Consider the following 25,539-nt stretch of genomic DNA (forward strand, 5'->3'; position numbering starts at 1 on the left):
GTCAGTGGGGAATTGCCGCTGGGCGGCGGCGAGTTCCCCGCGGGAAGCACATATGCGTTCACATGCGCGGGGGAGCCATGAGCACGACTGACACCGATGTCGTCGGCGCGATCACGCTGACCGAGGACGAGCTGGATCCATCCATCACGCACACGGACACTCGGCAGTGGCTGACGGGGCCCGGGCTGCCGGCCGAGGGCACGCTGCTGGCCTTCGGCGCATTGCGGGAGCACGGGCTGCGCAGGGTCGCCGACCTGGCTGGTGACGCCGACAAACTCGCCACGGAGCTCCAGGACCAGCTGGTCGTGGGAGCCCTGCGGACCTTCGACCGGGACCTGGAGTCGATCGTCCTGGACGGGGCGACGGGGAAGGTCGCCACGACGTACTTCTTCTCCGACCCGGCTCTGATGGACCTCGCGCCCCTGGCCCCCTCCCTGGAAGCCCTGGTGCGTTTCTCGGCGGCGACGGAGGAACTGACGGCGTCCCGCGGACGGTTCGCCTCCTACGAGGGCCGCTTCGGCCCGAAGGCGGTCACGGAGGCCTCCGAGTCCCTCGCCGCGGTCTTCGCGGCGGGCGCGGGCGGCGAGGTGGCGCCGTACTGGCGGATGGCCGCCCTGATCCGCCCCCTGGCCCGGATCGCGGGCCCCGGCGAGGGCCTCGTCCTCGACCTGCCCAAGCGGCTGCTGGACGAGGAGTTCGGCGCGGGCGCGATCATGCGCTTCGAGGACGTCGACTTCCCGCCCGCGCTCGTGCACGAGCCGACCCGTCGCTTTCTGCGCGAGACCGGCCTGCCCGAGGACGGCCTCTTCTTCCAGCTGGACACGGAAGTGCCCCTGCCGGCCCTCGCCGACTACTACGCGGACCAGCGCCCCGACGACTTCTCCGCCGACGAACTCCCGCCGACGGCCGACCGCCTGATACGCCTCGGCTACCTCATCGAGGACACCAGCCTCGTGGTGGACGGCACCACGGGCGCGGTCCTCGCCTGGAGCGAGCCGGACATCACCCTGCGCCCCCTCAACGCCGACATCTCCACCCTCGCCTTCACCCTCTGGCTGCTCCACCGCGAGAGGGCCCTCGACGCGACCCACGACCTCACCGACTCCTACGAACAACTGGCCGCGACCATGGCCCAGACCCTCGCCACGGTCGACCCGGTCGCCTGCGACCCCACCCCCACGCTGGAGGGCGACGACGGCTGGCGCTACTGGCCGGAGATATTCGAGGACGAGGCGGGCGGCACCCTCCACGGCTAGCGGCGCTTTTCACACCCGGGGCGTGCCGAGGGCGCCCGAGCGCATGCCTGCCAGCAGGTGGGCGAGGGTGCGGGGTGGACTTCTGCCAGCGGAGGCCGACCGAGGTCTGGCGCTCGTCCGCGCCTGCGCCGACCTCTGGGGCTGGCGGCCGCTGTCCCGGCATGGCCGTCGTGGCACGTACGTGTGGTGCGATCTGACGGCGGCGTAGCTCATGCCGCGGTGACGCCGACGGCCCTGAGACGGTGTCCTCTCTGGTGAGGCGGAGCATGGTCGACGCGGTGCGGGCCGATGCGGCGCGGCAGGTCGACGGTCTCATTTGGGAGTAGCGGCTTCCGGGGCGCGGCAACGGCCGCGCCCCGGAAGCCGCATCCAGATTTACGACTCCTTCATGGAGGTGGATCGGCGGTACGTTTGTGCCGCCATTTTTAGGAGGGCTAATGCCGTCGAGTGCAGATCTCGCCGCGTGGGCCGGCGCCGTGGGCACATGGGCAGCACTGGGAGCCGCAGTCTATGGAGCGCGCGTCGCACTTCACATGATCCGAGTCGAGCGTGATCGGGATCGCGAGCAGGAACGTCAGCGGCAGGCGGATCAGGCCTCCAGCGTGGCGGTCTGGGTTGGGCGCGCGTTCGGTAGCAACCGCTCAGACCGCTTGGCGACCAGCGTGGCTCTCAGGCGTGAGAGCTTCTTTCCCGACATCTACTTAGTGAACAGCTCTCGTCTACCCGTTTACGAGGTCGGAGTCTTCGTCTGGGTCGACTTCAGCGACCGCCCGATTCGCTGGCAAAATCGCGTCATCCTTCCACCTACGCAAGAACCCGTGATCGCCAGCGCCTACGTGGATGCGGCCCCCGACGCCGCGCCGGTCATGGAGCGCGTCGTCGGCGTCAGTATCGCCTTCCGCGATGCTGAGGGGACGCACTGGCAGCGCACGCGAGACGGCTCCCTCCGCGAGGTCGACACGGGTGATGTGACTCAGCGGACGGGAGTTGCTGACGGTGGCGGTTTCGTTCAGCCCCAGGATCTGGAGGACGTGGATCTTCCACGTCCTCCAGGCCTGAGTCGATCGCAAGGCGCCTGACCAGACGACGACTTCTGGTGAGCGGAGCCCGGACCGCGCAGACAGGGGATTGCTGTCGACGGAAACGGAAACGGAGACGGAAACTGAGACGGACGAGCAAAGGGGCGGCACCCCTCATGGGTGCCGCCCCTTTCGTTTTTCCTGATCAAGGCACCAGAGGCCGTGGCGGGAATCGAACCCGCGTAACTCGCTTTGCAGTCTGCTAGCGCAGCCTGAGACTCGTACCGAGTCTGACCAGGCTCGTCCCCATGGTCAAGCGGTTCTGACCAGTGCAGGCGACTGACTCAACACGGGGCACACACGGCTACTGCCCAACCCCCTTGAAGCCTCAGCCACGAAGAAGACCAGGCGGGGCGGTCTGGAATTTCGAACGGTGAAGGTGGGGGGGGGTCTGTGCCAACCTTTGTACTGTCACCTAACGATCCGTCAGAAAGCTGCGCCCTGGTGTGGGAGCGCAGCCTTTGTGCCTAGGTTTGTATCGCGCTTCGCCGTTCATCAAACGGTCGTCTGCTGATCCTGAACGCCTGAGTGAGGTATGTCCGGTTAGCCCGATCCTGCTGTTTCATCAAACGGTTCATCTATCTGCTATCATCTATGTAGTGGAAACAACGTTTGATGAAGATGATCTAGAGGGAGACAGGGCATGGCGCTGGTGGGACTGGTCCGAGTGAGCACGGACAAGCAGGAGACGGCACGGCAGCATGACGCACTGAACGGCGCAGGGTGCGTCAAGGTCTTTGAGGAGAAGATCAGCGGTAAGACGCACGTGGAGGAGCGCCCTGGTCTGCTCGCTGCTCTCGACTACATGCGCGAGGGGGACGTGTTGTGCGTCCAAGAGGTTGACCGACTCGGCCGGAACCTCCTGCAAGGTCTGATCATGCTGACTGAGCTGTTTGAACGGGGCGTAGCCGTAAGGGTGTTGGACGGCATTGCCAAGGGTGACCACACAGAGCGCTCCCTGATCCTTGACCTTGCTTTCGCTCTGGCAGAGGACAGGCGCAGGGACATTGTGAAGAAGACCAAGAACGGCCTTGAGGCTGCGAAGAAGCGTGGCCGGGTAGGTGGACGTCGTGCAGTCATGTCGGAAGCCATGGTCATTCAGGCTGCGGCTCTCAGGGCGCAGGGCTACACCATCAAGCAGATTCAGCCTCACCTCACGTACAAGACTCAGAGCGGCGAGACCCGTAACCCGTCCGTAGGGGCCATCTCGCAGGCTCTCACTGCCCATGAGGAGCAGAAGGATTCGTAAGCCCTCACAGAGCCGTACAGACCCTCTAGAGCCTCTGCCTAACCGGTAGGGGCTCTCTTCTTTGGGACAATAGAGGGAGACAGGCAGACGACACAGAGACAGGAGATTGACCATGGGAGAGTACGAGCCAGGAATGCCCGTAGACATGGGAGCCATCGATGAGATAGCGGGAACAGCCACAGAGGGCGCGGGACAGATAGAAGACAAGCTAAATGATTTTGCACAGCATCTAACGAACGGCCACCGTATGGCTAACTTCGCTCAGGGCACCGGAGAGGCCAGAGCCAATGGCCGTGGCCTGCGAGCGACAGCGGAAGCGATTCCGGCTGTCTAGAAAACCCATTGTGATATCGAGCACAATTAAATACCGTGCAATACAGAAAAACTACTGAGCGTTGCAATCGAATTAATTAACGGCCTCGGCGGTCACATTACGTGACAGTCGGGGCCTTTTTCTATTTGGACTCAATCCGACATTGAATGAATACCTGCCATAATGAATATGAAAGGCAAGGAATACCATTCGGAATACACAAGGAGTATCACCAGGGGCATAAGGAAAAATAGCGAAAGACTAAGCCAATGAGCAGACGTAAGAGACTGCAAGACCTCCCTATCTGGCGTGGAGACTTTGAGCCAGGAGAGACAGCGGTATGGATCTGGCACAACGAAGATCTATCGTGGAATCTAAGGTATTCCGCTCAAAAGCTACTGCTGAACTTCGCTCTCAGCCACAGGGAGCGCTACATAGAACAACTGATCAAAGCCGGATGGATGCTCCATGACGAGAAGGGTCTACGTTCTGTAATACCCGGAAAGAAGAAGAGATATGGAAGAAACGGAAGTTGAACTAACCCCCTGGGAAGGGGAGAGCATGACTCCTTGGAAAGCCAGGCGAGTAAAGGCCAGAGCAGATTGGCTCTGGACGTACCTGAATCTATGCCAAGACGAAAAGACGAGATTCACGCAGACAGAGCTAAGTGAGGTTCTGGCACTCGGCGTAGACCGCGTACCGCTCAGAGAAGCGGTAAGAAACCTGGAAGGGCGGGGATTGCTGCGCGTGGATCGCAGCGTACGGCCACACCGCTATGAACTAATCGAAACAGAGACACAGGAGACAGCATGACAGACATGAACGCATTCAGCTTCGGAGCCAATGAGAACTGGTTTGCGCGCTACTCAGACCCTCAGGCCATGGCTCAGAGAGCCAATAGAAAGGCCGAAGCCGTGGCAGAGGAGCAGCGCAGAATGATTGAGGACCACAAGCAGCGACAGACAGCGGCTGTAATGGCGCAGGCCGGACCAGCGGTCCTCGCTCTTATCCGCCAGTACAACGACCAGAGCCGTCCTGCACTGACCAGCGAAGTGAAAGACCTGTTTAAGCAGAATCTACAGGGCGCAACGGATTCGGATTTTCAGACGACCCTAGACGTCTTGAAGGAGTCAGGAGCAGTAATGGAGAAGGTTACGACTAGCGGAATCAGCGGGTATGGCACGGAAGGGTTTATGGGCCAGAAAGTGACCGCCCTTTGGTCTATGGAAAAGCTAAACGAGTGGGGAGGACAATGACAGACCTGGAAAACCTCAGCTTCCCTGCTATCGCCCTCTACACAATATTTGAAGACGGACACGAAGCAGACTCAATACATACGCGAGAGGTCTTTTACCGGGGATTCCCCGAGTCCTCTTATGAGGACGCATTGGATGAATTGATGAATGCAGATTTGTACCCCGAGCCGGCTCGGACATTCCATATTGAAGAACCAAGGGGAGTTCTCTTTAGCCAGAGAAGTGCAAGACCGATAAGAATTGACTAACTAAAAGAGAAATGCCCCCCAATCCTACGGCCAGGAGAGGGGGCGTTTCTGTAAGTGCACCGAATAGCCTTACGGAATACACGGTATCTACAAGAAAAGGATACGCCATTCTTGGCCGTAACTGAGTTCTTGGCCGAATGGGCTAGGCGGTTGTCCGGAAGAATTGGCTATGTCCTAGTTTAATTGTCCTAAAGAATTGGGTATGTCCCATTTCGTTTCGGGCAGGAATGGGGACCGTTGACTTGTGATTAGTGCTGAGTCATAATCCTGTCTCTACCGCAGCACACAGCCCCAGGATTCCGGTCCTGGGGTTCTTTGTGTTGCGCGGGAGCCTAACTAACGTCAGCTCTATTTGAGCTATAATAGTTAGAGAAGCTAACGATCCCAGGAAACGAGGAAAGGACACACGTATGTCTAATGAGCAAGGGATATCCGGCTACTACCCGACTTGGGTATGGGAACCAGGAAACGGTTTGACTGTGAATGAGCGGGCTCTCTATATCTACCTATCCGCCATGGGAGGTTATGAGGGGCCCGTATCCCGCACCAATGACGATATCGCCCTACACACAGGAGTATCGGTAAGCACGGTCAAGAGAACCATTGCCCAGTTGAAGGCAAAGGCGCTTGTCACAGTGGAGAAGATCAAGGGTGATGGAAGCTATGCAACGAATCACTACACCCTGCGCATGCCAATAGAGTTCGCCTAGAACGAAATAAACCCTCTCTCTGAAACGGAGCGAATCAGAAAGAGGGTCTAAGTCGGAAAGGAAGGAAGCAGAAAGACAAATGCAATGAATGTAGCCAGTTCCAGGCACGAAACCATCTACTCAAAGGATATCAGCAACTAGCGAAAGGAATAGCCGTGGCCCAGAGAACAAGACCGAGACAAAATATCGATATGGAAGTACCTAGAGAAAGAATACCAGAGATGACAGATAAGCCATTCCCGCTTAGCTCTCCAGATGTGAAGTGGGAGTCAAAGACGTATGGACCCAGACCAGATTGGCTCTACACACCTGGAGTTTTCAACCCTAATGAGCGTTCCGTATGGGACTTCCTGAATATGCGTGCTGGAAAGAATCGTGAGGTCTACTGCTCCCTGGAGCACATTGCAGAGCACATCGGAGCTTCCAAAAGCACAGTGCAGAGAACATGCAACAGTCTGAAGGAACGGGGGCTACTCACCTGGGAGAAAGTCAAGACTGGCAGGAACCAGAAGTACCCAACCAACACGTACACCCTGTTTGTGCCAGCGGAGTTTGCCGAGCACCTGACTGCCCAATACCGCGCAAAGGTCTTGGGGAAGCCACAGACGGCCCAGGACACTGCGCTAGGACAGATTCCCGAGCAGAGACAGTCTGCGGCGCAGAAGTCTTCTCAGCACAAGGAAGACCCGCTAGACCGAGCATGCAGGATCGGAACGCTAGAAGCCTTCCAAGAGGTCTTCCCGGATCGTCCAGATACGGCACAGCTTTACTTCGACACGTGGCAGGAGGAGAACGGCGTAACCGTATAACTACCGGTCATCCTGACCACATGCTCTAAACCTGTGGTCAGATTGACCATAGGTCTTGTGGTCAGATTGACCATAGGTTTGGCGGAAACCTGTAGTCAGATTGACCAACTAAACAAACAATAAATACATAAACAAACAACGGGGAAACAGCGGACACAGGTTCTAGCCGGAGCCTACGGCTCTACCCCTACGCTGCTCCGCAGCTACGGGGGAAAGACTGTGCCTGCGGCACTAAGCAGAAGTTCCCGCTGGGAAGAGATGGAACAGCGTTCAACAGAGGTAATTCCTTACTTGAACAGAGGTAACGCAAGTTACTTATGAGTAACAAAGGAAAGAAGAGATGTAGGTTCAAGTAGACGTTTCTGACGATCTGTCAGGTATCTGCCTAGAAACCACCACGCCGCACCTGCGGCTACACAGAGCGCTTCGCTAGAACAGAGGAGAGAGGGAAAGGAAAGTTATGGCTAGAAGAACAGTGAAGACATGTAGCAAGTGCCAGGAGTCCAAGACTCGGGACAACTTCAGTAAGAACCGTGCGGCCAAGGATGGATTGCAGTCCTACTGCAAGGAATGTGTCAGGGCGTACAACCAGGCTAGGAACGCCTCTAACCGCCCCGTAGCCACTCCTACGGCCGAGGAGGCCAGCCATGGGCGCACAAGCCCTCAGACGGCCGCAGAGAGCTTTGACGAGATAGTGAAGGATCTGGAGTCTCCGGCGCTCCGGGACTTCCCTTGTCCCTTCGAAAAGCATCAACTAACTGAGGAGCAAGACGAAGCACTAGCCGGAATCCTGATTGCCCTTATGCGTAAGGATGTAGCCGGTTCCAAATTTCTTATGTCCGAGGTATGCGAAACCTGGAAAGACGTTACGGCGGTTATGGCCGTACTCCTGGAACTGATAATTGGCGTCGCAGGAAATTCTGACCAGAAAGACAAAATCATCTGGACGGCAGAAAAGGTAATCGGAGATAGGGTAGCCAGTAGAGCATAACCGAATAGAGAATAGGGAATTCTGCATCTCAGAGCCGGCCTGGGGTATGGAATTCCCTATTTCCCTATTCAGTATCGGATACTGCATTTGAATTAAATAGAAATTCCGACAACGACTCCTAGTTTTCTGGGTAATCCCAGACGTGTGGAGTTGGTACTGTGGGTAGTTCCGGGGTAATCCACCTTAGTAGTAGTTACTCCTCTAAGGGGGGTCCGAGTTATGGCAGGAAAATTCCGAGTTTCCAGGAATCGGGAACACTCCCAGATAGTTACTACTGTGGGTAGTGCATGTTCAGAATCCTCCCTGTCTTCACCGCCATCTTTCCCGCCTTGTACAGGGTGAGGATCAGTGCCTTTCTGCCTACCTGATTGATCGCTGGTTCAATCGAGAGCACTTCAGCAGTCTTACCGTTCCACAGTTTCAGGTGATCCCCCGCTTTCAGCTTGTCTGCTCTCTTGCGTTCTGGATTTTTGATGCTTCCTCCTCATGGGACGTCGGTTACTTGAGCTACGACTGTCCCATGAGGCACTGACAAACGAGACGGAGTGATTCCGCTTAGCGGAGAAATGGCGCCCTGTCACACAGATGGAGATGACAGCCCGAGTTCCGGGTAGTAGCCGTTGATCCTGTTGATCTGGTCGTCCAGTGCGCTGCGAGAGATCCGCTTTCCGTGCACCTCTTCACCGTTAGTCAGCCGCACTACAACCGTCACGGAGCCCCAACCAGGGGGAGGCGAGATGGTTTCGAAGTCATACGGGATCTCCCAACTCAATCCGCCAAAGGCTGGAAGTTCCATGTTCGGCGCCTTGAGGGAGCGTGCACCCGCAATGCGGGGGATTTTGATCTCTTGGCGGACCGGAACGCGCCTCTTTGGCCAAGGTTTGCGAAACATCTTCTTGAGTGGATAACGCAGCGGCATCCAACCCACCACGTGAACGCTCTCCACCTTGGCGGCTGTGGGGCTGACATTCTTGACGTGCAGACGGAAACCGAAAGTGTTCTTGCCCTTCCTGGGGCGTTCAAAGTCTCCTAGCAGTCCCCACCTGGAGTCGACTTCGACTCGTGGCCTTACGCGACGGTAGGTCAACGCAGAGATGACCATGTTGGACCCGGTGAACACCGCACTGACGGACGCGATGATGATCGCGATGACTGATAGCGACATGGGCCAAGGATGCCCAGCAGCAAGCCCGTTGGACCCTGACTTGAGGAACCTCAGCGCTTGGACATGAGAGAACCCCCAGACCGGTACAGCGTCCGGGGGCTCTCTTGATCACTCTTCAGGCTTCCGGCCTCACGTTCCACTTCTCCAGTGCTGCCTTGTTGGTGGACGCGTCCTTGAACTCCAAGATCCAGGGACCCGTGTTCACGTCGAACTCCTTGCCGAACCCGAGCCACTTACCGACCATGCGCCTACCGGTCGGCTCAATGAGCATCTGAATGGCACCGTGATACCGAGCCCCGGCGTAGTACCCCTCGGATGCCGTCTCCTCCACCCATGTCCCCGTGACCACATTCCCGTCAAGGGTGAGATCCATAGTGAGAGGGGAGTTCGGATTCAGGGAGGCATCCGGCAGAGAGCGCACCGTGAGCTTGTTCCCGTGCTGGAGCAAGACGACGTAGTGAAGCCCCGTGAACGTCTCGTCACGCCCAGAGGAGAAGAACTCATACCGGCTGAGCCAGATACCCGAGTAGTTCCCGTTCGGCGTCCTGGTGGCCGTCTGAGCGGTTGGTGTGGACGTGGGAGCCGTTGCCGACGACGGCTCTAGGTCGTGGCCTCCCTGTCCGTCGCTCTGAACGCTCGCCAGAGCCACTGGGACAAACCCCAGGGAGTCGATAGGAAGCCCTGTAACCCTCTCCAGAGCCCTTGCGTAGACCGGTCGGGGCGCACCCGTCGTCCCTGCCTCCCAGCGCTGTACGAGCCTCTTGGAGGCGTCGTTGGGCTCTCCTGCTGCTGTCCCTGCCTCGCGGATGGCTCGGGCTAGATCATCCTGGCTCATGAGCAGTCCCATACGGACCGCCCTGAGCTTGGCGTTCGGTACTGGCTTCACCGCTGTCTTGGCTGTCGTCATGGTCATCACGGTAGACCTCTGACGCCGACAATGACACCGGTTTGACGCCCTGGTAGACGCCCCTCTGACGCCGTGTCAGTCGTCGCGGGTAGCTGTAATGGCCCGGTAACCGTGAGCCATGACCAGTCACTGCGCGCCCATTGACGTTCCGACGATGCGCGAGACAGCCGCGCGTCTGCTCTCAGACGACGCTGAACTTCCGTCACTGGAAGAGCTGGAGACCCTGACTCTTCTACTGCGGGGACAGATCATGGTGAGCATCCCCGAGATCGAGACTGCTGCCGGAAAGCTCCCCGAGGACGACGTACCGCGCGCGTGCGCTCTGGCGTGCGTAGGAGAGGCCCGTATGAGGCTGCGCCTGGAACCCTCCAACCACACTCTTCCGGCAGGCGTAGCACACGCTCAGAGGCTGGCACGGTCCGTCAGAGCCCTGTCTGATCACTACGTGAATCTCGGGTGCCAGTCGTGACCCAGACCCTTCACGTCTGCCGGTACTGCGACGGCCTGATCACGGAGCCAGAGGACGCGGTAGCCGTCGCTCACGAACTGGGCATGTCCGGCCCCGGATGGACGGTATGGGCACACCGGGAACACGCGCACCTGGTGAAGCCGGATGAGGCTCCCATTCGCATTCTGGCGCGTGTCCTGGTGGCCAAGCTGACGTCACCTGATGCCGCATGGCGTAAGGAATCCTGAGAGCCATGAGGACGCGTCTGGGCCGAGTAGGAATGGCTCTGCTGACTGCCGCTCTGATAGCGGGATGCGGGAGCATAGGAGATAAGAGCGCTCAATCAGATGAGCCGGTCAAGGTCTCGCGCTGCGAGACTGGCCAGGGAGAGACCATGGAACTCCGGGCAACGAACAACTTCCCGGACCCCACGGCCTACATGATCCAGCTCTATTGGTTCGACAAATCGGGCAGACAGGCGGACGGGTTCAGAATGACCAGTCCCGCTGTCCAACCGGGAAAGTCCGTCACCTTCACTGCTGAGGGGCGCATACCCGGAGATACAGAGGGATGGACCTGCGACGTCAAGGTACTGGGAGCGCAGTAAGCCCAAGTCCCTGTAGGCAGTAGAAAGCCCCGGCAACCCAACCAAGGGAGACCGGGGCTCTCGTGTGTCTTGGGTCAGTACCTATCTCCCAAGCCCTGTACGGCGTTCACAGCCCTTGTACTGGCCATGTCTGCGCCGTACCTCCGGAGCATGGCAGGGGACTTCCAACCCCGGATAGCCATGATGTGCTCTCCCGATACTCCTGCCGCTTTGAGGTCATCGGCCCATGTGTGGCAGAACGAGTGAGGGGCTACCTGTGCAGGGTCGTAACCCGCATCCTTTGCCCGCTTCTTCACCATGACGTACAGACCCCTGTACTGGAGTGGTCCACGGTTCCGCGTACCGAGCCAGAGGAACGGAGTTGAGTCCGCCATGGCGTGAGTGGAGCGCACTCGGAGATACCGAGCCAGAGCCTTTGCTGTCTTGGGCTGGAGAGGGATCACACGGCCGTCAACGCTGTTCCTGTCCATCTTGAGCGGGATCACCAGCATGGTTCTCTGTGAGAGATCCAAGTCTTCTACCCGCAGGTTCAACAGCTCTTCCGCCCGTAGTCCCTCTGTGAGAACACGGATGATTGCGTGATCCCTCACCGTCTGGAAGTCGCGGACTTTGGGAGAGCCGTTCCCCGTGACCTTGAGTACGTCGGTCACGAACTCCTCAGAGAGCGTCTTGGGCTTACCGATCGGGGGAGCTGTGTACCGGTGGAGCTTGGGGGAGTCGTAGGGATTGGCGTGGTCGTACTCCTCTGCCAGATAGATGAACAGAGGGCGCAGGTTCCTTTGAAGGGTGTTGGTCCCTCCCGTGTAACCGCCCTTTCCGTCCTGGGACTTGGGCACGTCATGCACCTGGTAGTACCAGCGAAAGAAGCGGTTCAGTGTGGCCACATCACACGCGGTGAAGTCGCCTTCCATATCGCTCTCGGTCATCCAGTTGTGCAGAGCCACACCAGCGAACTTGTACGCGTTGATGGTCTTGCGCTGGAACGGACGGCCGTACCTGTTGGTGATCGTGCTCAGGTGAAGGTCGAGTTCTTCCAGCATGGCCGTACGCGCATCTGTGGCTGAGCGTCCGTCTACGACCCTGAGAGGTGTACTCGCTGCGCTCGTATCGCTGCTCTGAGGCTTCCTGAGCGCGCTCCGGAGAGGTGTACGTGCTGACACTTGGGCTCCCTTTGCGCCGTGTGGCGCTCTGTGGAGCTAGGTCAGTCGGTAGTGGACCAAGCAACTGACCTAGCCCCGTCTTGGACGGGAGTCCCTTGCTGTGAGAGCTGTGTCTGACCTACGAACATGCAGGTCAGAGACTGTATTGGAGGCCGTGGCGGGAATCGAACCCACGTAACTCGCTTTGCAGGCGAGTCCCTGAACCACTCGGGCACACGGCCAAGCAGGAACGGCCGTGGTGGGGATCGAACCCGCGTAACTCCCCGCGGGCGGAGCCCGCTGATGGATGCAGCGCAGGCGAGTCCCTGAACCACTCGGGCACACGGCCGTTCTCAGGTGCGGCACGGCTCACTCGTTCCGAACCTGATGGGTTGAACGTAGGCGGGGCGGAGGGCGGGCTCAAGAGGTGCGGGAGCGCTGCAACGGGACTGCCATACGCCGTTCATGAATGCCGGTTCCCGGACCTGTGGCGTACGACCAAAGACCCAGGCGATCACGGTCTTTGGACAGGAGTCACTGTCAGTTGCGGCCCTTACGCTGGCGGCCATGACAGCGCTGGAAGCACGTGATGCCGCGACCTCCCCGCCCGAGGGCAAGGGGGAGGGGGGTGTGCTGAGCCGTCCCTACCGGGCGCTCAGCATCGGGATCGTGTTCGTGGAGCTGCTGATCGCTTTCGAGGCGACGGCCGTCGGGACGGCGATGCCCGTCGCGGCGCGGGAGCTCGACGGGGTGTCGTTGTACGCGTTCGCGTTCTCGGCGTATTTCACGACGAGTCTGTTCGGGATGGTGTTCGCCGGACAGTGGGCGGACCGCGACGGGCCGCTCGCGCCGCTGACCACGGGGATCACGGGCTTCGCGGTGGGACTGCTGCTGTCCGGGACGGCCGGGACCATGTGGCTGTTCCTTCTCGGGCGGGCGGTGCAGGGGCTCGGCGGCGGGCTGGTCGTCGTGGCGTTGTACGTCGTCGTGGTGCGGGCCTACCCGGAGCGGCTGCGCCCGGCGATCATGGCGGCGTTCGCGGCGAGCTGGGTGATTCCGTCCGTGGTCGGACCGTTGATCGCGGGCACGGTCACCGAGCACCTGGGCTGGCGCTGGGTGTTCACCGGGATACCGGTGCTGGTCGTGTTTCCGCTGGCGCTCGCGCTGCCGCGGATACGACGGCTGTCGTCCGGGCGGTCGGCGGACGCGGGGACCGCCGGTCGCGAGCCCTTCGAGCGGCGGCGCATCCGGCTCGCGCTCGGGATCTCGCTCGGCTCCGGACTCCTTCAGTACGCCGCCCAGGACCTGGACCTGTTCTCCCTCGTCCCCGGCCTCGCGGGCGCCGCGCTGCTCGTCCCTGCCGTTCTCGGGCTGCTGCCGCGCGGCACCTACCGGGCGGCGCGCGGGCTGCCGTCCGTGGTGCTGCTGCGCGGGTTGGCGGCCGGTTCCTTCATCGCCGCCGAGTCCTTCGTGCCCCTCATGCTGGTCACCCAGCGCGGGCTGTCGCCGACGCTCGCCGGGTTCTCTCTCGCGGCGGCCGGCGGGACCTGGGCGCTGGGGTCGTATGTGCAGTCGCGGCCCCGCACGGAGCCCTACCGGGACCGGCTGATGTTCCTCGGGATGGTGCTGCTCGCGGCTGCCGTCGCCGCCGTGCCCAGCGTGCTGAACCCCGCTGTGCCCGTGTGGACCGTCGCCGTCGCCTGGGGGTTCGGCTGCTTCGGGATGGGGCTGGTGATCGCCTCGACCAGTGTGCTGCTGCTGCGCCTCTCGACGTCGGCGGAGGTCGGCTCCAACTCCGCCGCGCTCCAGATCTCCGACGGCCTCTCCAACATCGTGCTCCTCGCGGCGGGCGGCGCGGCGTTCGCGGCGCTGGGCGGCGGCAAGGTCGCGGAGACGGCCACCTCGGCGGCCGACGGTTCCCACCCCACCGCGTTCGCCGCCGTGTTCCTGCCGATGGCCGGGGTGGCGTTGGTGGGGGCCTGGGTGACGACGCGACTGCGAGAGCGGTGATCCGGAGAGAGAGCGGCGCTCCGGTTCGGGCGAGTGCGGTCCCCGTGGACCGGCCGGCCGCGTACTACCTGGTCATCGACGTGGCGGCCGGTGTGGAGCACGGCATCGGGCTGATCGCTGGGCGGTTGCGGGGTTTGTGAGGTGGGTCCCATCCATGGGTGACCCGGCGTCGTCCGCGCGTTGACAGCTCCGGGGCGCCGGTAGGGTGGCCCGGTTGTCATACGTAGCCGAGCCGCTCGACCAAACCACGGAGACCGTGACTACCACCGCCGCCAGCGCATCCACCTCGCACCACCTCTCACCCGCCTTCCCCGGCCGCGCCCCCTGGGGTACCGCCAGCAAGCTGCGTGCCTGGCAGCAGGGGGCGCTGGAGAAGTACATCCAGGAGCAGCCCCGCGACTTCCTGGCCGTCGCCACCCCCGGCGCCGGCAAGACGACGTTCGCGCTGACGCTCGCGTCCTGGCTGCTGCACCACCACGTCGTGCAGCAGGTGACCGTGGTCGCGCCGACCGAGCACCTGAAGAAGCAGTGGGCGGAGGCCGCCGCGCGGATAGGGATCAAGCTGGATCCCGAGTACAGCGCCGGTCCGCTCAGCAAGGAGTACCAGGGCATCGCCGTGACGTACGCGGGTGTGGGCGTGCGGCCCATGCTCCACCGCAATCGGGTCGAGCAGCGCAAGACCCTCGTCATCCTCGATGAGATCCACCACGCCGGTGACTCGAAGTCCTGGGGCGAGGCCTGCCTCGAAGCGTTCGAGCCCGCCACGCGGCGGCTCGCGCTCACCGGTACGCCCTTCCGGTCCGACACCAATCCCATCCCTTTTGTGACGTATGAAGAGGGAAACGACGGGATTCGCCGGTCCTCAGCCGACTACACCTACGGGTACGGGTCCGCGCTGGGGGACGGGGTCGTGCGGCCCGTCATCTTCCTCTCCTACAGCGGCAACATGCGGTGGCGCACGAAGGCGGGGGACGAGATCGCGGCCCGGCTCGGCGAGCCGATGACCAAGGACGCCATCTCGCAGGCCTGGCGCACCGCGCTCGACCCGCGCGGCGAGTGGATGCCCAGTGTGCTGCGCGCCGCCGACCAGCGGCTGACCGAGGTCAGGAAGGGCATCCCGGACGCGGGCGCGCTCGTCATCGCCTCCGACCAGGACTCCGCGCGCGCGTACGCCAAGCTCATCCGTGAGATCACCGGGACGAAGGCGACCCTCGTCCTGTCCGACGACACCGGCGCGTCCAGCAGGATCGACGAGTTCAGCCACAGCGAGGACCGGTGGATGGTCGCCGTCCGCATGGTGTCCGAGGGCGTCGACGTGCCGCGGCTCGCCGTCGGTGTGTACGCCACCACCATCTCCACGCCCCTCTTCTTCGCGCAGGCCGTCGGCCGTTTCGTACGGTCCCGGCGGCGCGGCGAGACCGCCTCCGTCTTCCTCCCGACCGTCCCCGATCTCCTCGGCTTCGCGGGCGAGATGGAGGTCGAGCGCGACCACGTCCTCGACAAGCCCAAGAAGGAGGGCGAGGAGGACCCGTACGCCGAGTCCGAGCAGGAGATGGACGAGGCGAACCGGGAGCAGGACGAGGACACCGGCGAGCAGGAGCAGTTCTCCTTCGAGGCGCTGGAGTCCGAGGCCGTCTTCGACCGAGTGCTGTACGACGGCGCCGAGTTCGGGATGCAGGCCCACCCGGGGAGCGAGGAGGAGCAGGACTACCTCGGGATTCCGGGGCTGCTCGAACCCGACCAGGTACAGCTGTTGCTCCAGAAGCGGCAGGCGCGGCAGATCGCGCACAGCCGCAAGAAGCCCGACGAGGAGGCCGACCTCCTCGAACTGCCCGCCGAGCGGCGGCCCGTGGTCTCGCACAAGGAGATGCTGGAGCTGCGCAAGCAGCTCAACACCATGGTCGGCGCCTACGTCCACCAGAGCGGCAAACCGCACGGCGTGATCCACACCGAACTGCGCCGCGTGTGCGGGGGGCCGCCGAGCGCGGAGGCGACGGCGGGGCAACTGCGGCAGCGGATCGCCAAGGTGCAGGAGTGGGCCACCCGTATGCGGTGACGCTGGGCGCTGTGCCTGGGCCGCTCTCGGTTCCGGGGCGCTGGGGTGTGCTTCTGCCGCCGGCCGGCGGGGGCTGATCGCGCAGTTCCCCGCGCCCCTTCGGGGGCGTGTGCGCCGTGTGTGAGGGGCGTGTGCGACACGTGGTGTGCGCTGTACGTACGAGGACAAAGGCTCCGTAAAGGGGAAGAGTCCGTACCAGGCCATGACCGGATTCTGGACGGAGACTTCCGCTGAGCGAACCGGCTCGCTACTGTCCCGCTACGCACACGCCCCGTGGCAGCGCCGCCGCGGAGCGCAGCCGTGTAGCGACTCCGCCCGGGAAGAGCCCGGGTCGTCAGCCGACGGCGGCCTCTGAAGCGCGTCGCCGACGGGACTCGGAGACGCAACCGCCGCGAGGGGCCGCCGACCTCACCACTAAGGAGTGGGCGTCGTGACCGCGGAGACCTCTCAGACGCTCGACCGGGGACTGCGTGTCCTCAAGCTGCTCGCCGACACGGACCACGGGCTGACCGTCACCGAGCTCTCGAACAAACTGGGCGTCAACCGGACGGTTGTGTACCGCCTGCTCGCCACGCTGGAACAACACGCGCTCGTACGCAGGGATCTGGGCGGCCGCGCCCGGGTCGGGCTGGGGGTGCTGAGGCTGGGGCGCCAGGTGCATCCGCTGGTACGGGAGGCCGCGCTGCCGGCGCTGCGCGCGCTGGCCGAGGACATAGGGGCCACGGCCCATCTCACGCTCGTGGACGGCACCGAGGCGCTCGCCGTCGCCGTCGTGGAGCCGACGTGGACGGACTATCACGTCGCCTACCGCGCCGGGTTCCGCCATCCCCTGGACCGGGGCGCCGCGGGCCGCGCGATCCTCGCCGCCCGCCAGCCCGGGCAGGCGGACGCGCCGGGATACACGCTCACGCACGGGGAGTTGGAGGCGGGCGCGAGCGGGGCCGCCGCTCCCCTGATAGGGGTGACCGGGGTCGAGGGCAGCGTCGGTGTCGTCATGCTCGCGGACTCCGTGCCGGAACGGGTGGGGCCGAGGGTCATGGACGCGGCGCGAGAGGTCGCGGACGCACTGCGCTGAGACTCCGGGCCCGCGCGGTGCTGAGATTCCGGGCCCGCGCGGTGCTGAGATTCCGGGCCCGCACTGCGCTGAGACTCCGGGCCCGCACTGTGCTGAGACCCCGGGCCCGCGCGGTGCTGAGTTGACGCCCCGTACTGCGTTGCGCTGACAACCCTTGTTTCCCGTCACCCCTTCCTGCGGGGCGACCTCCTGTACGGGCTCGGCGCCTGCGACATGAAGGGCGGAGTCGCCGTCGCACTCCGGCTGGCGGCGACGGTTCCCGAGCCCACCCGCGACCTCACCTACGTCTTCCACGCGCCCGGGTCGCGAGCGACGTCGTCCCCGACGCGTGCGTGATCACCGTCAACTCCCGTTTCGCCGCCCTCGGCACGCCCGCCCTCAACTACGGCCCCGGCGATCCGGTCCTCGCCCACACGGCGGGGGAGTACGTCCCCGTGGCGCAGCTGCGGGCGGGCGAGGAGCGGCTGGCGGGGTGGCTCAGGCGGGCAGGCCGCTGAGCCACTCCAGCAGGAACTTGGTGAAGACGTACGGCTGTTCCATGTTGGCGTAGTGGGCGGCGCCCTCGACGGTGGCGGTGCGGCCTTCGGCGACGGTGTCGACGAGGCGGTCGGCCAACGCGATCGGACCGGCCGCGTCCAGGGCGCCGTTGATGGCCAGGACGGGGACCGCGATGGTCCTGGCGCGCGCCGGGATGTCGGTCACCGGGACGGAGCGGTCGGGTTCGTCGGGCGTGTGCTTGGAAATGGTCCCCCGCGCCATTTCCCGTACCCGCCGTACGACCTCCGGGTCGACCTCGTCGAGCGTGCGATGCGGGCCGGCCACGGCCGAGGCGAAGATGTCGACCCAGCCGTCGATGTCGCCGGCGGCCAGGGTGCTGCCCCAGCGTTTCCAGATGTCCAGGGTCCAGGAGTCGGTGTCCTCGGGGTCGGTGATCCCGGCGCCGCTGACGACGAGCGCGCGGACGAGCTCCGGGTGTTCCAGCGTGGTGTCGACCGCGGTGGCCCCGCCCATCGACATCCCGACGAGGACCGCGGGGCCCGTACCGAGGTGGCGCAGGAGGGCGGCGAGGTCGTCGGCGGGGCGGAAGGGCTTCGTCGCGTTGGCGGACCGGCCGTGGCCGCGGGCGTCGGGCGCGATCACCCGGTGGCCGACCGCGAGGAGCGGCACCAGGTCGTCCCACATGCGGTGGTCGGTGAAGCCGCCGTGCAGCAGCACCAGCGGGGGACCGGTGCCGACGTCGCGGTAGGCGAGCGGACCGTCGGCGGACTCGAACATGAACACCTGAGCGGCATCAGTCATGACAACCAAGGTGTCATGTTGGGGCTGACTTGGCAACCAAGGTGTCATCCTGTCTCCGTGACCCACACCAGCAAGCCCGACACCAGCAAGTCCGACACCGTCAGGCTCGATGGCAAGCCCGACGACTCCAAGCCGCTCCCGCCCGACGACCTCGCCCCCCGCCTCTACGAGGTGTTCGCCGTGCTGGGGCCCCTGTACCGGCGCGTGAGCCGCAAGGTGGAGCTGAACGAGCCGATCGAAGGCCTGTCCATCGGCGTGCGCGCCGTCCTGGACCTCCTGCGCGCGCAGGGGCCCCTGACGGTCCCCCAGATGGGGCGAGCTCAGGCGCTCAGCCGTCAGTTCGTGCAGCGGATGGTCAACGAGGCGGCGGCCCACGGTCTGGTCGAGGCCATCGCCAACCCCGCGCACCAGCGGTCCTCGCTGATCCGGCTGACCGACGACGGCCGTACGGTCATCGACGCGGTGATCACCCGTGAGAGCGCGCTGCTGAAGCGGGTGGGCGGGGACCTCACCGACGCGGACGTGGAGAGGTGTGTACGGGTGCTGACGCGCATGCTGGAGGTCTTCGAGGACGTGGACATCACCTGACGGCCGGGCCCGAAGGGCGGCTCAGTGGCGGCTGCCGAGCCCGCCCAGCGTCCTCAACTGGAGCCACAGCACCAGCCGTTCGTCGGGATCGTCGAGGTCGATGCCGAGCTGCTGCCGGGCCTGCCGGAGGCGATAGCGGCAGGTGTTGGCGTGCACGGCGAGCAGCCGCGCCGCGCCCGCCATGTCGCAGCCCGCGTCCAGCCAGGCGACGAGAGTGCGCGCGTACTCGGTGCCGTGCTCGACGTCGTGCGCGAGGACCCGCCGCCACCCGCCCGCGCTCAACTCCCGCCGCTCGCCCAGGACTTCGGCAAGTCGCAGCAGGGTGACGCGCGGCCTCACCTCCTCCACGGTCGCCACCGGCAGGTCAGGGCCCAGCACCCGCAGGACGAGGTCGGCGTCGTCCCGGGAGGCCCGCACCTCCGCGAGCCCGCCGACCACATCCCCCAGCCCGGCCCGCACAGGCACCCGCAGCGCCTGTCCTGCCCGCCCCACGATGTCCTCAGCCAGCCCTCTGTGGCGCGCTCCGCCACGCTCCCCGAACGCGGGCAGCAGCGCGTACACGACCCCGTCGACGAGAACGCCCGCGTGCCGCCCGTAGCGCGCCTCGCACTGCAGGCGTACGAGATCCAGGAGCCGTAGCGCGGTCTGTTCGACGTCCGCCGCCGAGACGCTGGAGTCCAGGACGAAGGCGGCCACGCGCACGGGCGCCGGGTTTCCGTCCGGGCCGAGGCCCATGCCCAGGCGGTGGGCGGCGCCCGCCGGGTCGGCGGTGCCGTCGAGCAGGCGGCGCAGCAGGTCGCCGTTCTGGTGGCGGGCCAGCTCCTGCGCGGCGCGGGCCCGCAGCAGGAGCAGCGCCGCCGTGGACGCGCCCTGGGCGAGGGCCTCCTCGGCGTCCGGCGCGAGGCCACCGTCGTCGACGACCCAGAGCGAGCCGAGGGTCTCGCCGCCCGCCCGGACGGGGACGGCGAGCCGCGGCAGGTTGTCGCTGCCCTCCAGCGCGGGCAGCCGGACCACGCCGTCGGCCGCGAACAGCACCCGGTACTGCTCCGAGTTGGCGGGGCTCCCGGGCACCTGGAGGCCGAGGATGCCCGTGCGGCGGTCCTCGTCGACCGGCTGCCCCGGAACCGTCGAGTAGGCGAGGATCCGCTGCCGCGGGTCCTCGATCGCGGTGGCGCCACCGACGGCCGCGGCCACCGCGTCGGCCAGCGCGAACAGGTCCCCCAGACCGCTCCCGGCGGCCGACGGCCGGGCGCCGATCGCGGAGGCCAGCAGCAGATGTACGTGGTGCCACGCGGCGTCCTCGTCCACGGACAGCAGGGCCACACCCGCCGACTCCGCCTCCGCGAGCGGGCCGTCCGTGCCGCGTACGACCAGCCCGCTCATCCCCGCCTGGGCCGCCGCCCGCGCCAGCGGCCCCGCCGCGGACGCCCGCACCCCGACCGCGAGCAGCAGCGCCCCGGGCGCACGGGTCAGCGGCGCGTGGGCGTCGTACAGCAGCGCCTCCGTGACGGGCACGGCGAGCCCGGCGGGCGCGGTCTGCAGCCGTACGGAGGGGCCACCGACGACGTCCAGCAGGTCACCGAGGGTGCAGGCGTCCACGCGGCTCCTTCCCGAGGAGAGGGGTGGGGATGGGGAGGGGACGGGGCGGGATGGGACGGGGATGACAAGGATGGTCGGCCGGGCACGGTTGGCCGATCTCATCAGGAACGTACGCGCGTGTTGTCCTGATGCACAACGTGGGCGCCGCCGCGAGCTTCGACACTCGGTTCCATGACCGAAGAAGAAGTGAGCATCCGTACGGTTCACGACGTCACCGGGATCGCCGCGGTGGCCGACCTCTTCAGCGACGTCTGGCAGACGCCCCGCAGCAGCCCGCCGTATCCGGCGGAGGTGCTGCACAGCCTGGTGCACGCAGGGGGCGCGGTGCATGCCGCGTACGACGGGACACGGCTGGCCGGAGCCGCCGTCGCCGTGTTCGGGCAACCGGGGCGGCAGGACACGTACTCCCTGGTCGCCGCGGCCGATCGCGGGCTCGGGTACGCCGTGAAGCAGGCCCAGCGCGCCTGGGCGCTGGAACACGGCGCCCGCACCATGCGCTGGACCTTCGATCCGCTGGTCGGCCGCAACGCCCGCTTCAACCTGGTCAAGCTGGGGGCCACCGGCACGGAGTACCTGGTCGACTTCTACGGGCCCATGGCGGACGGGGTGAACGACGGGGACGAGAGCGACCGGCTGACGGTGACCTGGGATCTCACCGCGCCCCGCACGCCCCAGGAGACGGGCGACCGTGACGCCGCGCCCGCCACCCACCTCGCCCCCGACGGCGCCTTCCTCGCCCGCCGCGACACCCGCGACCGGCACATCTGGTGCCGGGTCCCGGACGACATCGTCAAACTGCGCGTCGCCGACCCGACGCTCGCGCTGCGCTGGCGCCACGCCGTCCGCGCGGTCTTCACGGAGGCCTTCGCCGAGGGGTACGTCGCCACCGGGATGTCCCGCGACGGCTGGTACACCCTCACCCGCCCCGCCACGGAAGGCGCCGCATGAAACTCGAACGCGTCGAAGTCGTCCACATCGCGCTGCCCCTCGTCATCCCCTTCCGTACCTCCTTCGGGACCATGACGACGAAGGACACGTTCCTCCTGCACGTCGTCACGGACGCGGCCGAGGGCTGGTCGGAGTTCGCCGCCGACCCCGAGCCGCTGTACTGCTCGGAGTTCGTGGCCGGCGCCGAGATCGTGCTGCGCGACTTCCTGCTGTCGCGCGTGGCCGCCCTCCCGCACCTCACGGCCGCCGCGCTCGCCCCCGCGATGGCGAAGATCAAGGGGCACGAGCTGGCCAAGGCGGCCCTGGAGACGGCCGTCCTCGACGCCGAGCTGCGCGCCCACGACATGTCGCTCGCGACCTACCTCGGAGCCGTCCACGACCGCGTGCCCGCCGGGGTCTCGGTCGGTATCAAGGACTCCGTCCCGGCACTCCTGGACGATGTCGAGCGCTACCTCGCCGAGGGGTACGTCCGGATCAAGCTGAAGATCGAACCCGGCTGGGACCTGGAGCCCGTACGGGCCGTGCGCGAGCGCTTCGGGGACGCGCTGCCGCTCCAGGTGGACGCCAACACGGCGTACTCGCTCGCGGACGCCGAGCACCTGCGCCGGCTCGACGCGTTCGGACTGCTGCTCATCGAGGAGCCGCTGGAGGAGAACAACCTCCACGCGCACGCACGGCTCCAGCAGCGCATCGCCACTCCCGTCTGTCTCGACGAGTCCCTGCACAGCGCCCGCGACACCGCCTCCGCGATCGCCATGGACGCCTGCCGGGTCGTCAACGTGAAGCCCGCCCGGGTCGGCGGCTACCTGGAGGCGCGCCGTATCCACGACGTCGCCCACGCGCACGGGGTACCGGTCTGGTGCGGCGGCATGCTGGAGACGGGCATCGGCCGGGCCCCGAACCTGGCCCTGGCGGCCCTGCCGGGCTTCACCCTCCCCGGCGACACCTCCGCCTCCAGCCGCTACTTCGCCGAGGACATCACCGAGCCCTTCGTCCTTCAGGACGGTCATCTGCCGGTGCCGAGCACCCCGGGCATCGGGACCGAGCCGCTGGCGGAGGTGCTGCGCCGCTTCACCACCGCCCGGCGGGACCTGTACGGAGGCCGCGCCGAGCGGTGACGTTAGATTGATCCCGTGCTCTCTCGTCTCACACGCCTCCAGGCCATCACCGTCTGCGCCGCTCCCGTCGTGGCCCTGCTCGCCACGGCGGCGTTCGCGCCGCTGCCGTTCTCCGTGGCACAGCCCGGGATGACGGCGAACGTCCTGGGCGAGAACAAGGGCGACCCGGTGATCACGATCAGCGGAGCGCCCACCCGGCAGACGAACGGGCAGCTGCGGATGACGACGATCGAGGCGACCGGGCCGGACGCGAACGTCAGCCTGGGCGACGTGATCGACGGCTGGTTCCGCACGGACCGGGCCGTGATGCCGCGCGACTCGGTCTACCCGAGCGGGAACTCCGTCAAGGAGATCGAGCAGCACAACGCGGACGAGATGAAGAAGTCCCAGGACACGGCCACCGAGGCGGCCCTGGCCTACCTGCACGAGAAGAACGACGTGAAGGTCACGCTCAAGCTGGCCGACGTCGGCGGGCCCAGCGCCGGACTGCTCTTCACGCTCGGGATCATCGACAAGCTGGACGGCAACGGCAGCGGCGGCGACCTCACGGGCGGTCGCACCGTCGCGGGTACGGGGACGATCGACGCCGACGGCAAGGTCGGCGCGGTCGGCGGGGTCGCCCTGAAGACGCAGGCCGCCCGGCGCGACGGTGCGACGGTCTTCCTGGTCCCGAAGGCGGAGTGCTCGGACGCCAAGTCGGAACTGCCCAAGGGGCTGCGACTGGTTCCGGTGACCACGCTCAAGGGCGCGGTCGACGCGCTGGTCTCCCTGGAGAAGGGGAAGGGCTCGGTTCCGAGCTGTTAGGCGACCGCCGGCTTCGGTGCGGCGGCGAGCCGCAGGCCGACCTCCACGAGGGTCCAGCCGAGGCGCGTCCGCAGTTCACCGGGGCGCCGGGCGGAGACGGCCAGGCGGTGGATCTCGGCCTGGGCCCGGAGCTCGGCGGCGCGGGTGTGATGCAGGGCGAGGTGGGTCTCGGCGTGCGTCATGGGTGCGTCTCCGTTCGGTCCTGCGCGATGGGGAAGGCGTGGGTGTGGATGCGGACCTGCTCCGCGGCGGGGTCGTCCTCGGCGCGGGCGAGGGGCCGGTAGCTTTCGAGCAGGTCGTGCATCTTCTGCATGAGTTCACGGGTGAGTTCAGGTGTCAGCCGCAGCGTCTCGCTGCTCAGGTCCCAGACGCTGGACCATTCCTCCGGCCACTGGGCCCGGTTGCCCAGCCAGGTCGACAGGTCTCGGGTGTGCATGGTCGCGACCTCGTGGAGGTACAGGTCGGCGGCCCCGCGCACGACCGGGTCGGTGTCCGCGAGCAGAGAGTCGTCGAACCTCAGGCCCCGGTGGGTCGCCTTCCACCACCGCTCCCGCCCCCTGCCCCGCTCCGGGGCGTCCTCGACGAAGCCGTGGGTGGCGAGTTGTCGCAGGTGGTAGCTGGTGGCACCGCTCGACTCACCCAGCTTCTCGGCGAGCTGGGACGCGGTGGCCGGACCGCCGAAGCGCAGAGCGTCCAGGAGCTGCATGCGCAAGGGATGTGCGAGCCCGCGCAGTGAGCGGGCGTCGAGATTGCGGACCTGGGGATCCTGGGGCTCTTCCATGCATCCAAAGGTAGCGTTGCAAAGAAATGGTTGCAAGGGTTCCTTTGCAAGCACTTCTTTGGAAGCCGTCGCTCCGCTCACCCTCCCTTGACGAACCCCTCCTGCTTCATCCAGTCCAGCGCCACCTGATGCGGATCCTGCCCGTCGACGTCCACCTTCGAGTTCAGGGTCTGGGCCACGTCGTTGTCGAGCTTCTTGGTGATCGGGTCCAGGACCTGGGCGATCGCCGGGTACTTCTTCAGGGCCTTGGAGTTGATCACGGGCGCCGCGTTGTAGTTGGGGAAGAACTTCTTGTCGTCCTCCATCACCGCCAGGTTCATCGACCTGATGCGCCCGTCGGTGGTGAACACCTCCCCGTACGTGCAACTCCCCTTCGCCACCTGGGTGTAGATGATCCCGGTGTCCATCTGCGTGATGTTCTTCGCGGGCAGACTCATCCCGTACGCCTTCTCCATGCCCGGCAGTCCGTCGGCCCGGTTGGCGAACTCGCTCTCCACGCACAGCGTGACCGCGCCCGGGTTCGACCTGGACAGCGCGGCCACGTCGGAGAGGGTCTTGGTGCCGTACTTCTTGAAGTTGGCCTGGTTCATGGCGAGCGCGTACGTGTTGTTGAGCGCGGACGGCGGCAGCCAGCTCAGCCCGTTCTTCAGGTCGGCGTCGTGCACCGCCTGCCACTGCCGCTGCGGGTCGGGGATGGGCCTGCTGTTGCCGAGGTACGTGATCCAGGCGGTACCCGTGTACTCGTACATCCCGTCCGCGTCCCCGCTCTTGACGGCCTCCCGCGCGCCGATCGAACCCTGGATGCCCGTCCGGTCGAGGACGTCCGCGCCGGCCGCCTGGAAGGCGATGCCCATGATCGCGCCGAGGATCAGCTGCTCGGTGAACTCCTTCGACGTCACCGTCAGATGGGCGCCCTTGAGCGGCTGCCCCTGCCCGATCGAGCCGGGCGTGACGTTGTCGACCATGGGGGAGCCGCTGGTGAGCCCGCAGCCGGCGGCCAGGACCAGCGCTCCGGCCAGCACCGGAGCCGTACGTCGCACGGCGGGTGCGGGGCCCGTACGTCTCGCGGCGGGTGCGGAACCCG

The 25,539-nt window shown here is 65.3% G+C and carries 25 protein-coding genes, 2 tRNA genes and 1 pseudogene; 18 read left to right on the forward strand and 10 right to left on the reverse strand.

What is annotated here, in order from left to right:
• Positions 1-77: 77 nt before the first annotated feature.
• The 7 genes from ACIRA5_RS29135 to ACIRA5_RS29165 all read left to right on the forward strand — a co-directional run bounded on the left by ACIRA5_RS29135 (position 78) and on the right by ACIRA5_RS29165 (position 7,911).
• Complete coding sequence (locus ACIRA5_RS29135) at positions 78-1,256, forward strand: SUKH-4 family immunity protein (RefSeq protein WP_403695381.1); 1,179 nt, start codon at positions 78-80, stop codon at positions 1,254-1,256.
• Between the two features lie 533 nt (positions 1,257-1,789).
• The gene (locus tag ACIRA5_RS29140; protein ID WP_403695384.1) at positions 1,790-2,335 is read left to right on the forward strand and encodes a hypothetical protein; all 546 of its coding nucleotides are present in this window, start codon (positions 1,790-1,792) and stop codon (positions 2,333-2,335) included.
• Positions 2,336-2,978: 643 nt separating this feature from the next.
• Positions 2,979-3,584, forward strand: a complete 606-nt coding sequence (locus ACIRA5_RS29145) for a recombinase family protein (protein WP_403695387.1) — start codon at positions 2,979-2,981, stop codon at positions 3,582-3,584.
• Positions 3,585-4,706: 1,122 nt separating this feature from the next.
• Positions 4,707-5,153, forward strand: a complete 447-nt coding sequence (locus tag ACIRA5_RS29150; RefSeq protein ID WP_403695389.1) for a hypothetical protein — start codon at positions 4,707-4,709, stop codon at positions 5,151-5,153.
• Between the two features lie 658 nt (positions 5,154-5,811).
• Positions 5,812-6,111: a hypothetical protein gene (locus tag ACIRA5_RS29155; protein WP_403695392.1), complete on the forward strand. Its 300-nt coding sequence runs from the start codon at positions 5,812-5,814 to the stop codon at positions 6,109-6,111.
• 155 nt (positions 6,112-6,266) lie between these two features.
• Positions 6,267-6,920 (forward strand): helix-turn-helix transcriptional regulator, encoded by a 654-nt coding sequence (locus ACIRA5_RS29160; protein ID WP_403695394.1) that lies wholly within the window; start codon positions 6,267-6,269, stop codon positions 6,918-6,920.
• A 460-nt stretch (positions 6,921-7,380) separates the two neighbouring features.
• Complete coding sequence (locus ACIRA5_RS29165) at positions 7,381-7,911, forward strand: hypothetical protein (protein ID WP_403695396.1); 531 nt, start codon at positions 7,381-7,383, stop codon at positions 7,909-7,911.
• Positions 7,912-8,488: 577 nt separating this feature from the next.
• On the opposite strand, the gene ACIRA5_RS29170 is transcribed toward ACIRA5_RS29165, so the two are convergent.
• Together ACIRA5_RS29170 and ACIRA5_RS29175 are read right to left on the reverse strand one after the other, a co-directional pair.
• Entirely contained in the window at positions 8,489-9,076 is a 588-nt protein-coding gene (locus ACIRA5_RS29170; RefSeq protein WP_403695398.1) for a hypothetical protein, read from the reverse strand.
• Between the two features lie 115 nt (positions 9,077-9,191).
• Positions 9,192-9,983: an XRE family transcriptional regulator gene (locus ACIRA5_RS29175; protein WP_403695400.1), complete on the reverse strand. Its 792-nt coding sequence runs from the start codon at positions 9,981-9,983 to the stop codon at positions 9,192-9,194.
• A gap of 154 nt (positions 9,984-10,137) precedes the next feature.
• Between ACIRA5_RS29175 and ACIRA5_RS29180 the strand changes: the two genes are divergently transcribed.
• Together ACIRA5_RS29180 and ACIRA5_RS29185 are read left to right on the forward strand one after the other, a co-directional pair.
• Positions 10,138-10,452 carry a DUF6415 family natural product biosynthesis protein gene (locus ACIRA5_RS29180; protein WP_403695403.1) on the forward strand — a complete coding sequence of 105 codons (315 nt, stop codon included), beginning with the start codon at positions 10,138-10,140 and terminating at the stop codon, positions 10,450-10,452.
• Positions 10,449-10,679, forward strand: a complete 231-nt coding sequence (locus ACIRA5_RS29185) for a hypothetical protein (protein ID WP_403695405.1) — start codon at positions 10,449-10,451, stop codon at positions 10,677-10,679. Before ACIRA5_RS29180 ends, ACIRA5_RS29185 begins: the two co-directional genes overlap by 4 nt.
• A gap of 433 nt (positions 10,680-11,112) precedes the next feature.
• On the opposite strand, the gene ACIRA5_RS29190 is transcribed toward ACIRA5_RS29185, so the two are convergent.
• The 3 genes from ACIRA5_RS29190 to ACIRA5_RS29200 all read right to left on the reverse strand — a co-directional run bounded on the left by ACIRA5_RS29190 (position 11,113) and on the right by ACIRA5_RS29200 (position 12,526).
• Positions 11,113-12,078, reverse strand: a complete 966-nt coding sequence (locus tag ACIRA5_RS29190) for a tyrosine-type recombinase/integrase (RefSeq protein WP_403695409.1) — start codon at positions 12,076-12,078, stop codon at positions 11,113-11,115.
• Between the two features lie 266 nt (positions 12,079-12,344).
• Positions 12,345-12,419, reverse strand: a tRNA-Cys gene (locus ACIRA5_RS29195).
• Between the two features lie 9 nt (positions 12,420-12,428).
• Positions 12,429-12,526 (reverse strand) — tRNA-OTHER (locus ACIRA5_RS29200).
• A gap of 218 nt (positions 12,527-12,744) precedes the next feature.
• On the opposite strand from ACIRA5_RS29200, the gene ACIRA5_RS29205 reads away from it, so the two are divergent.
• The 5 genes and pseudogenes from ACIRA5_RS29205 (at position 12,745) to ACIRA5_RS29225 (ending at position 17,815) form a co-directional block, all read left to right on the forward strand.
• Positions 12,745-14,187, forward strand: coding sequence for an MFS transporter (locus tag ACIRA5_RS29205; RefSeq protein ID WP_403695412.1), 1,443 nt, complete (start codon positions 12,745-12,747; stop codon positions 14,185-14,187).
• 256 nt (positions 14,188-14,443) lie between these two features.
• Positions 14,444-16,243, forward strand: a complete 1,800-nt coding sequence (locus ACIRA5_RS29210) for a DEAD/DEAH box helicase (protein WP_403695413.1) — start codon at positions 14,444-14,446, stop codon at positions 16,241-16,243.
• A 430-nt stretch (positions 16,244-16,673) separates the two neighbouring features.
• Positions 16,674-17,318: an IclR family transcriptional regulator gene (locus ACIRA5_RS29215; RefSeq protein WP_403695415.1), complete on the forward strand. Its 645-nt coding sequence runs from the start codon at positions 16,674-16,676 to the stop codon at positions 17,316-17,318.
• Positions 17,319-17,504: 186 nt separating this feature from the next.
• A pseudogene (locus ACIRA5_RS29220) lies at positions 17,505-17,612 on the forward strand (succinyl-diaminopimelate desuccinylase); the annotation flags it as partial.
• Positions 17,613-17,650: 38 nt separating this feature from the next.
• Positions 17,651-17,815 carry a hypothetical protein gene (locus ACIRA5_RS29225; RefSeq protein WP_403695416.1) on the forward strand — a complete coding sequence of 55 codons (165 nt, stop codon included), beginning with the start codon at positions 17,651-17,653 and terminating at the stop codon, positions 17,813-17,815.
• Here ACIRA5_RS29225 and ACIRA5_RS29230 read toward each other — a convergent pair.
• Entirely contained in the window at positions 17,796-18,617 is an 822-nt protein-coding gene (locus tag ACIRA5_RS29230; RefSeq protein WP_403695419.1) for an alpha/beta fold hydrolase, read from the reverse strand. The two genes, ACIRA5_RS29225 and ACIRA5_RS29230, sit on opposite strands and share 20 nt — an antisense overlap.
• Positions 18,618-18,674: 57 nt before the next feature.
• Here ACIRA5_RS29230 and ACIRA5_RS29235 point away from each other — a divergent pair, with 57 nt between their 5' ends.
• Positions 18,675-19,205 (forward strand): MarR family winged helix-turn-helix transcriptional regulator, encoded by a 531-nt coding sequence (locus ACIRA5_RS29235; protein WP_403695421.1) that lies wholly within the window; start codon positions 18,675-18,677, stop codon positions 19,203-19,205.
• Between the two features lie 21 nt (positions 19,206-19,226).
• Here ACIRA5_RS29235 and ACIRA5_RS29240 read toward each other — a convergent pair whose 3' ends face one another.
• Positions 19,227-20,804: a PucR family transcriptional regulator gene (locus ACIRA5_RS29240; RefSeq protein ID WP_403695423.1), complete on the reverse strand. Its 1,578-nt coding sequence runs from the start codon at positions 20,802-20,804 to the stop codon at positions 19,227-19,229.
• A gap of 171 nt (positions 20,805-20,975) precedes the next feature.
• Here ACIRA5_RS29240 and ACIRA5_RS29245 point away from each other — a divergent pair, with 171 nt between their 5' ends.
• Genes ACIRA5_RS29245 through ACIRA5_RS29255 form a run of 3 tightly spaced genes read left to right on the forward strand, consistent with a single transcriptional unit; the run spans position 20,976 to position 23,674 of the window.
• On the forward strand, positions 20,976-21,752 hold the full coding sequence (locus ACIRA5_RS29245) for a chorismate synthase (RefSeq protein ID WP_403695426.1): 777 nt from the start codon (positions 20,976-20,978) through the stop codon (positions 21,750-21,752).
• Positions 21,749-22,870 carry an o-succinylbenzoate synthase gene (menC, locus tag ACIRA5_RS29250; protein WP_403695429.1) on the forward strand — a complete coding sequence of 374 codons (1,122 nt, stop codon included), beginning with the start codon at positions 21,749-21,751 and terminating at the stop codon, positions 22,868-22,870. The genes ACIRA5_RS29245 and menC overlap by 4 nt, the downstream gene beginning before the upstream one ends.
• Before the next feature lie 15 nt (positions 22,871-22,885).
• Entirely contained in the window at positions 22,886-23,674 is a 789-nt protein-coding gene (locus ACIRA5_RS29255) for a S16 family serine protease (protein ID WP_403695432.1), read from the forward strand.
• Here ACIRA5_RS29255 and ACIRA5_RS29260 read toward each other — a convergent pair.
• The 3 genes from ACIRA5_RS29260 to ACIRA5_RS29270 form a co-directional block, all read right to left on the reverse strand.
• Positions 23,671-23,856 (reverse strand): hypothetical protein, encoded by a 186-nt coding sequence (locus ACIRA5_RS29260; RefSeq protein WP_403695434.1) that lies wholly within the window; start codon positions 23,854-23,856, stop codon positions 23,671-23,673. The genes ACIRA5_RS29255 and ACIRA5_RS29260 overlap by 4 nt on opposite strands.
• Positions 23,853-24,455: an ArsR/SmtB family transcription factor gene (locus ACIRA5_RS29265; protein WP_403695436.1), complete on the reverse strand. Its 603-nt coding sequence runs from the start codon at positions 24,453-24,455 to the stop codon at positions 23,853-23,855. The genes ACIRA5_RS29260 and ACIRA5_RS29265 overlap by 4 nt, the downstream gene beginning before the upstream one ends.
• 77 nt (positions 24,456-24,532) lie before the next feature.
• The gene (locus ACIRA5_RS29270) at positions 24,533-25,495 is read right to left on the reverse strand and encodes a glycine betaine ABC transporter substrate-binding protein (protein ID WP_403695843.1); all 963 of its coding nucleotides are present in this window, start codon (positions 25,493-25,495) and stop codon (positions 24,533-24,535) included.
• Positions 25,496-25,539 lie beyond the last annotated feature (44 nt).

Source organism: Streptomyces sp. NPDC096311, from assembly GCF_044763085.1.
Taxonomy (GTDB): Bacteria; Actinomycetota; Actinomycetes; order Streptomycetales; family Streptomycetaceae; genus Streptomyces.

Coding starts and splice junctions, on each gene's coding strand:
- ACIRA5_RS29135 (WP_403695381.1), top strand. CDS start 78: ATGAGCACGACTGACACCGATGTCGTCGGCGCGATCACGCTGACCGAG.
- ACIRA5_RS29140 (WP_403695384.1), top strand. CDS start 1,790: ATGATCCGAGTCGAGCGTGATCGGGATCGCGAGCAGGAACGTCAGCGG.
- ACIRA5_RS29145 (WP_403695387.1), top strand. CDS start 2,979: ATGGCGCTGGTGGGACTGGTCCGAGTGAGCACGGACAAGCAGGAGACG.
- ACIRA5_RS29150 (WP_403695389.1), top strand. CDS start 4,707: ATGACAGACATGAACGCATTCAGCTTCGGAGCCAATGAGAACTGGTTT.
- ACIRA5_RS29155 (WP_403695392.1), top strand. CDS start 5,812: ATGTCTAATGAGCAAGGGATATCCGGCTACTACCCGACTTGGGTATGG.
- ACIRA5_RS29165 (WP_403695396.1), top strand. CDS start 7,381: ATGGCTAGAAGAACAGTGAAGACATGTAGCAAGTGCCAGGAGTCCAAG.
- ACIRA5_RS29170 (WP_403695398.1), bottom strand. CDS start 9,076: ATGTCGCTATCAGTCATCGCGATCATCATCGCGTCCGTCAGTGCGGTG.
- ACIRA5_RS29175 (WP_403695400.1), bottom strand. CDS start 9,983: ATGACGACAGCCAAGACAGCGGTGAAGCCAGTACCGAACGCCAAGCTC.
- ACIRA5_RS29180 (WP_403695403.1), top strand. CDS start 10,138: ATGCGCGAGACAGCCGCGCGTCTGCTCTCAGACGACGCTGAACTTCCG.
- ACIRA5_RS29190 (WP_403695409.1), bottom strand. CDS start 12,078: ATGCTGGAAGAACTCGACCTTCACCTGAGCACGATCACCAACAGGTAC.
- ACIRA5_RS29205 (WP_403695412.1), top strand. CDS start 12,745: ATGACAGCGCTGGAAGCACGTGATGCCGCGACCTCCCCGCCCGAGGGC.
- ACIRA5_RS29230 (WP_403695419.1), bottom strand. CDS start 18,617: ATGACTGATGCCGCTCAGGTGTTCATGTTCGAGTCCGCCGACGGTCCG.
- ACIRA5_RS29245 (WP_403695426.1), top strand. CDS start 20,976: ATGACCGAAGAAGAAGTGAGCATCCGTACGGTTCACGACGTCACCGGG.
- menC (WP_403695429.1), top strand. CDS start 21,749: ATGAAACTCGAACGCGTCGAAGTCGTCCACATCGCGCTGCCCCTCGTC.
- ACIRA5_RS29260 (WP_403695434.1), bottom strand. CDS start 23,856: ATGACGCACGCCGAGACCCACCTCGCCCTGCATCACACCCGCGCCGCC.
- ACIRA5_RS29265 (WP_403695436.1), bottom strand. CDS start 24,455: ATGGAAGAGCCCCAGGATCCCCAGGTCCGCAATCTCGACGCCCGCTCA.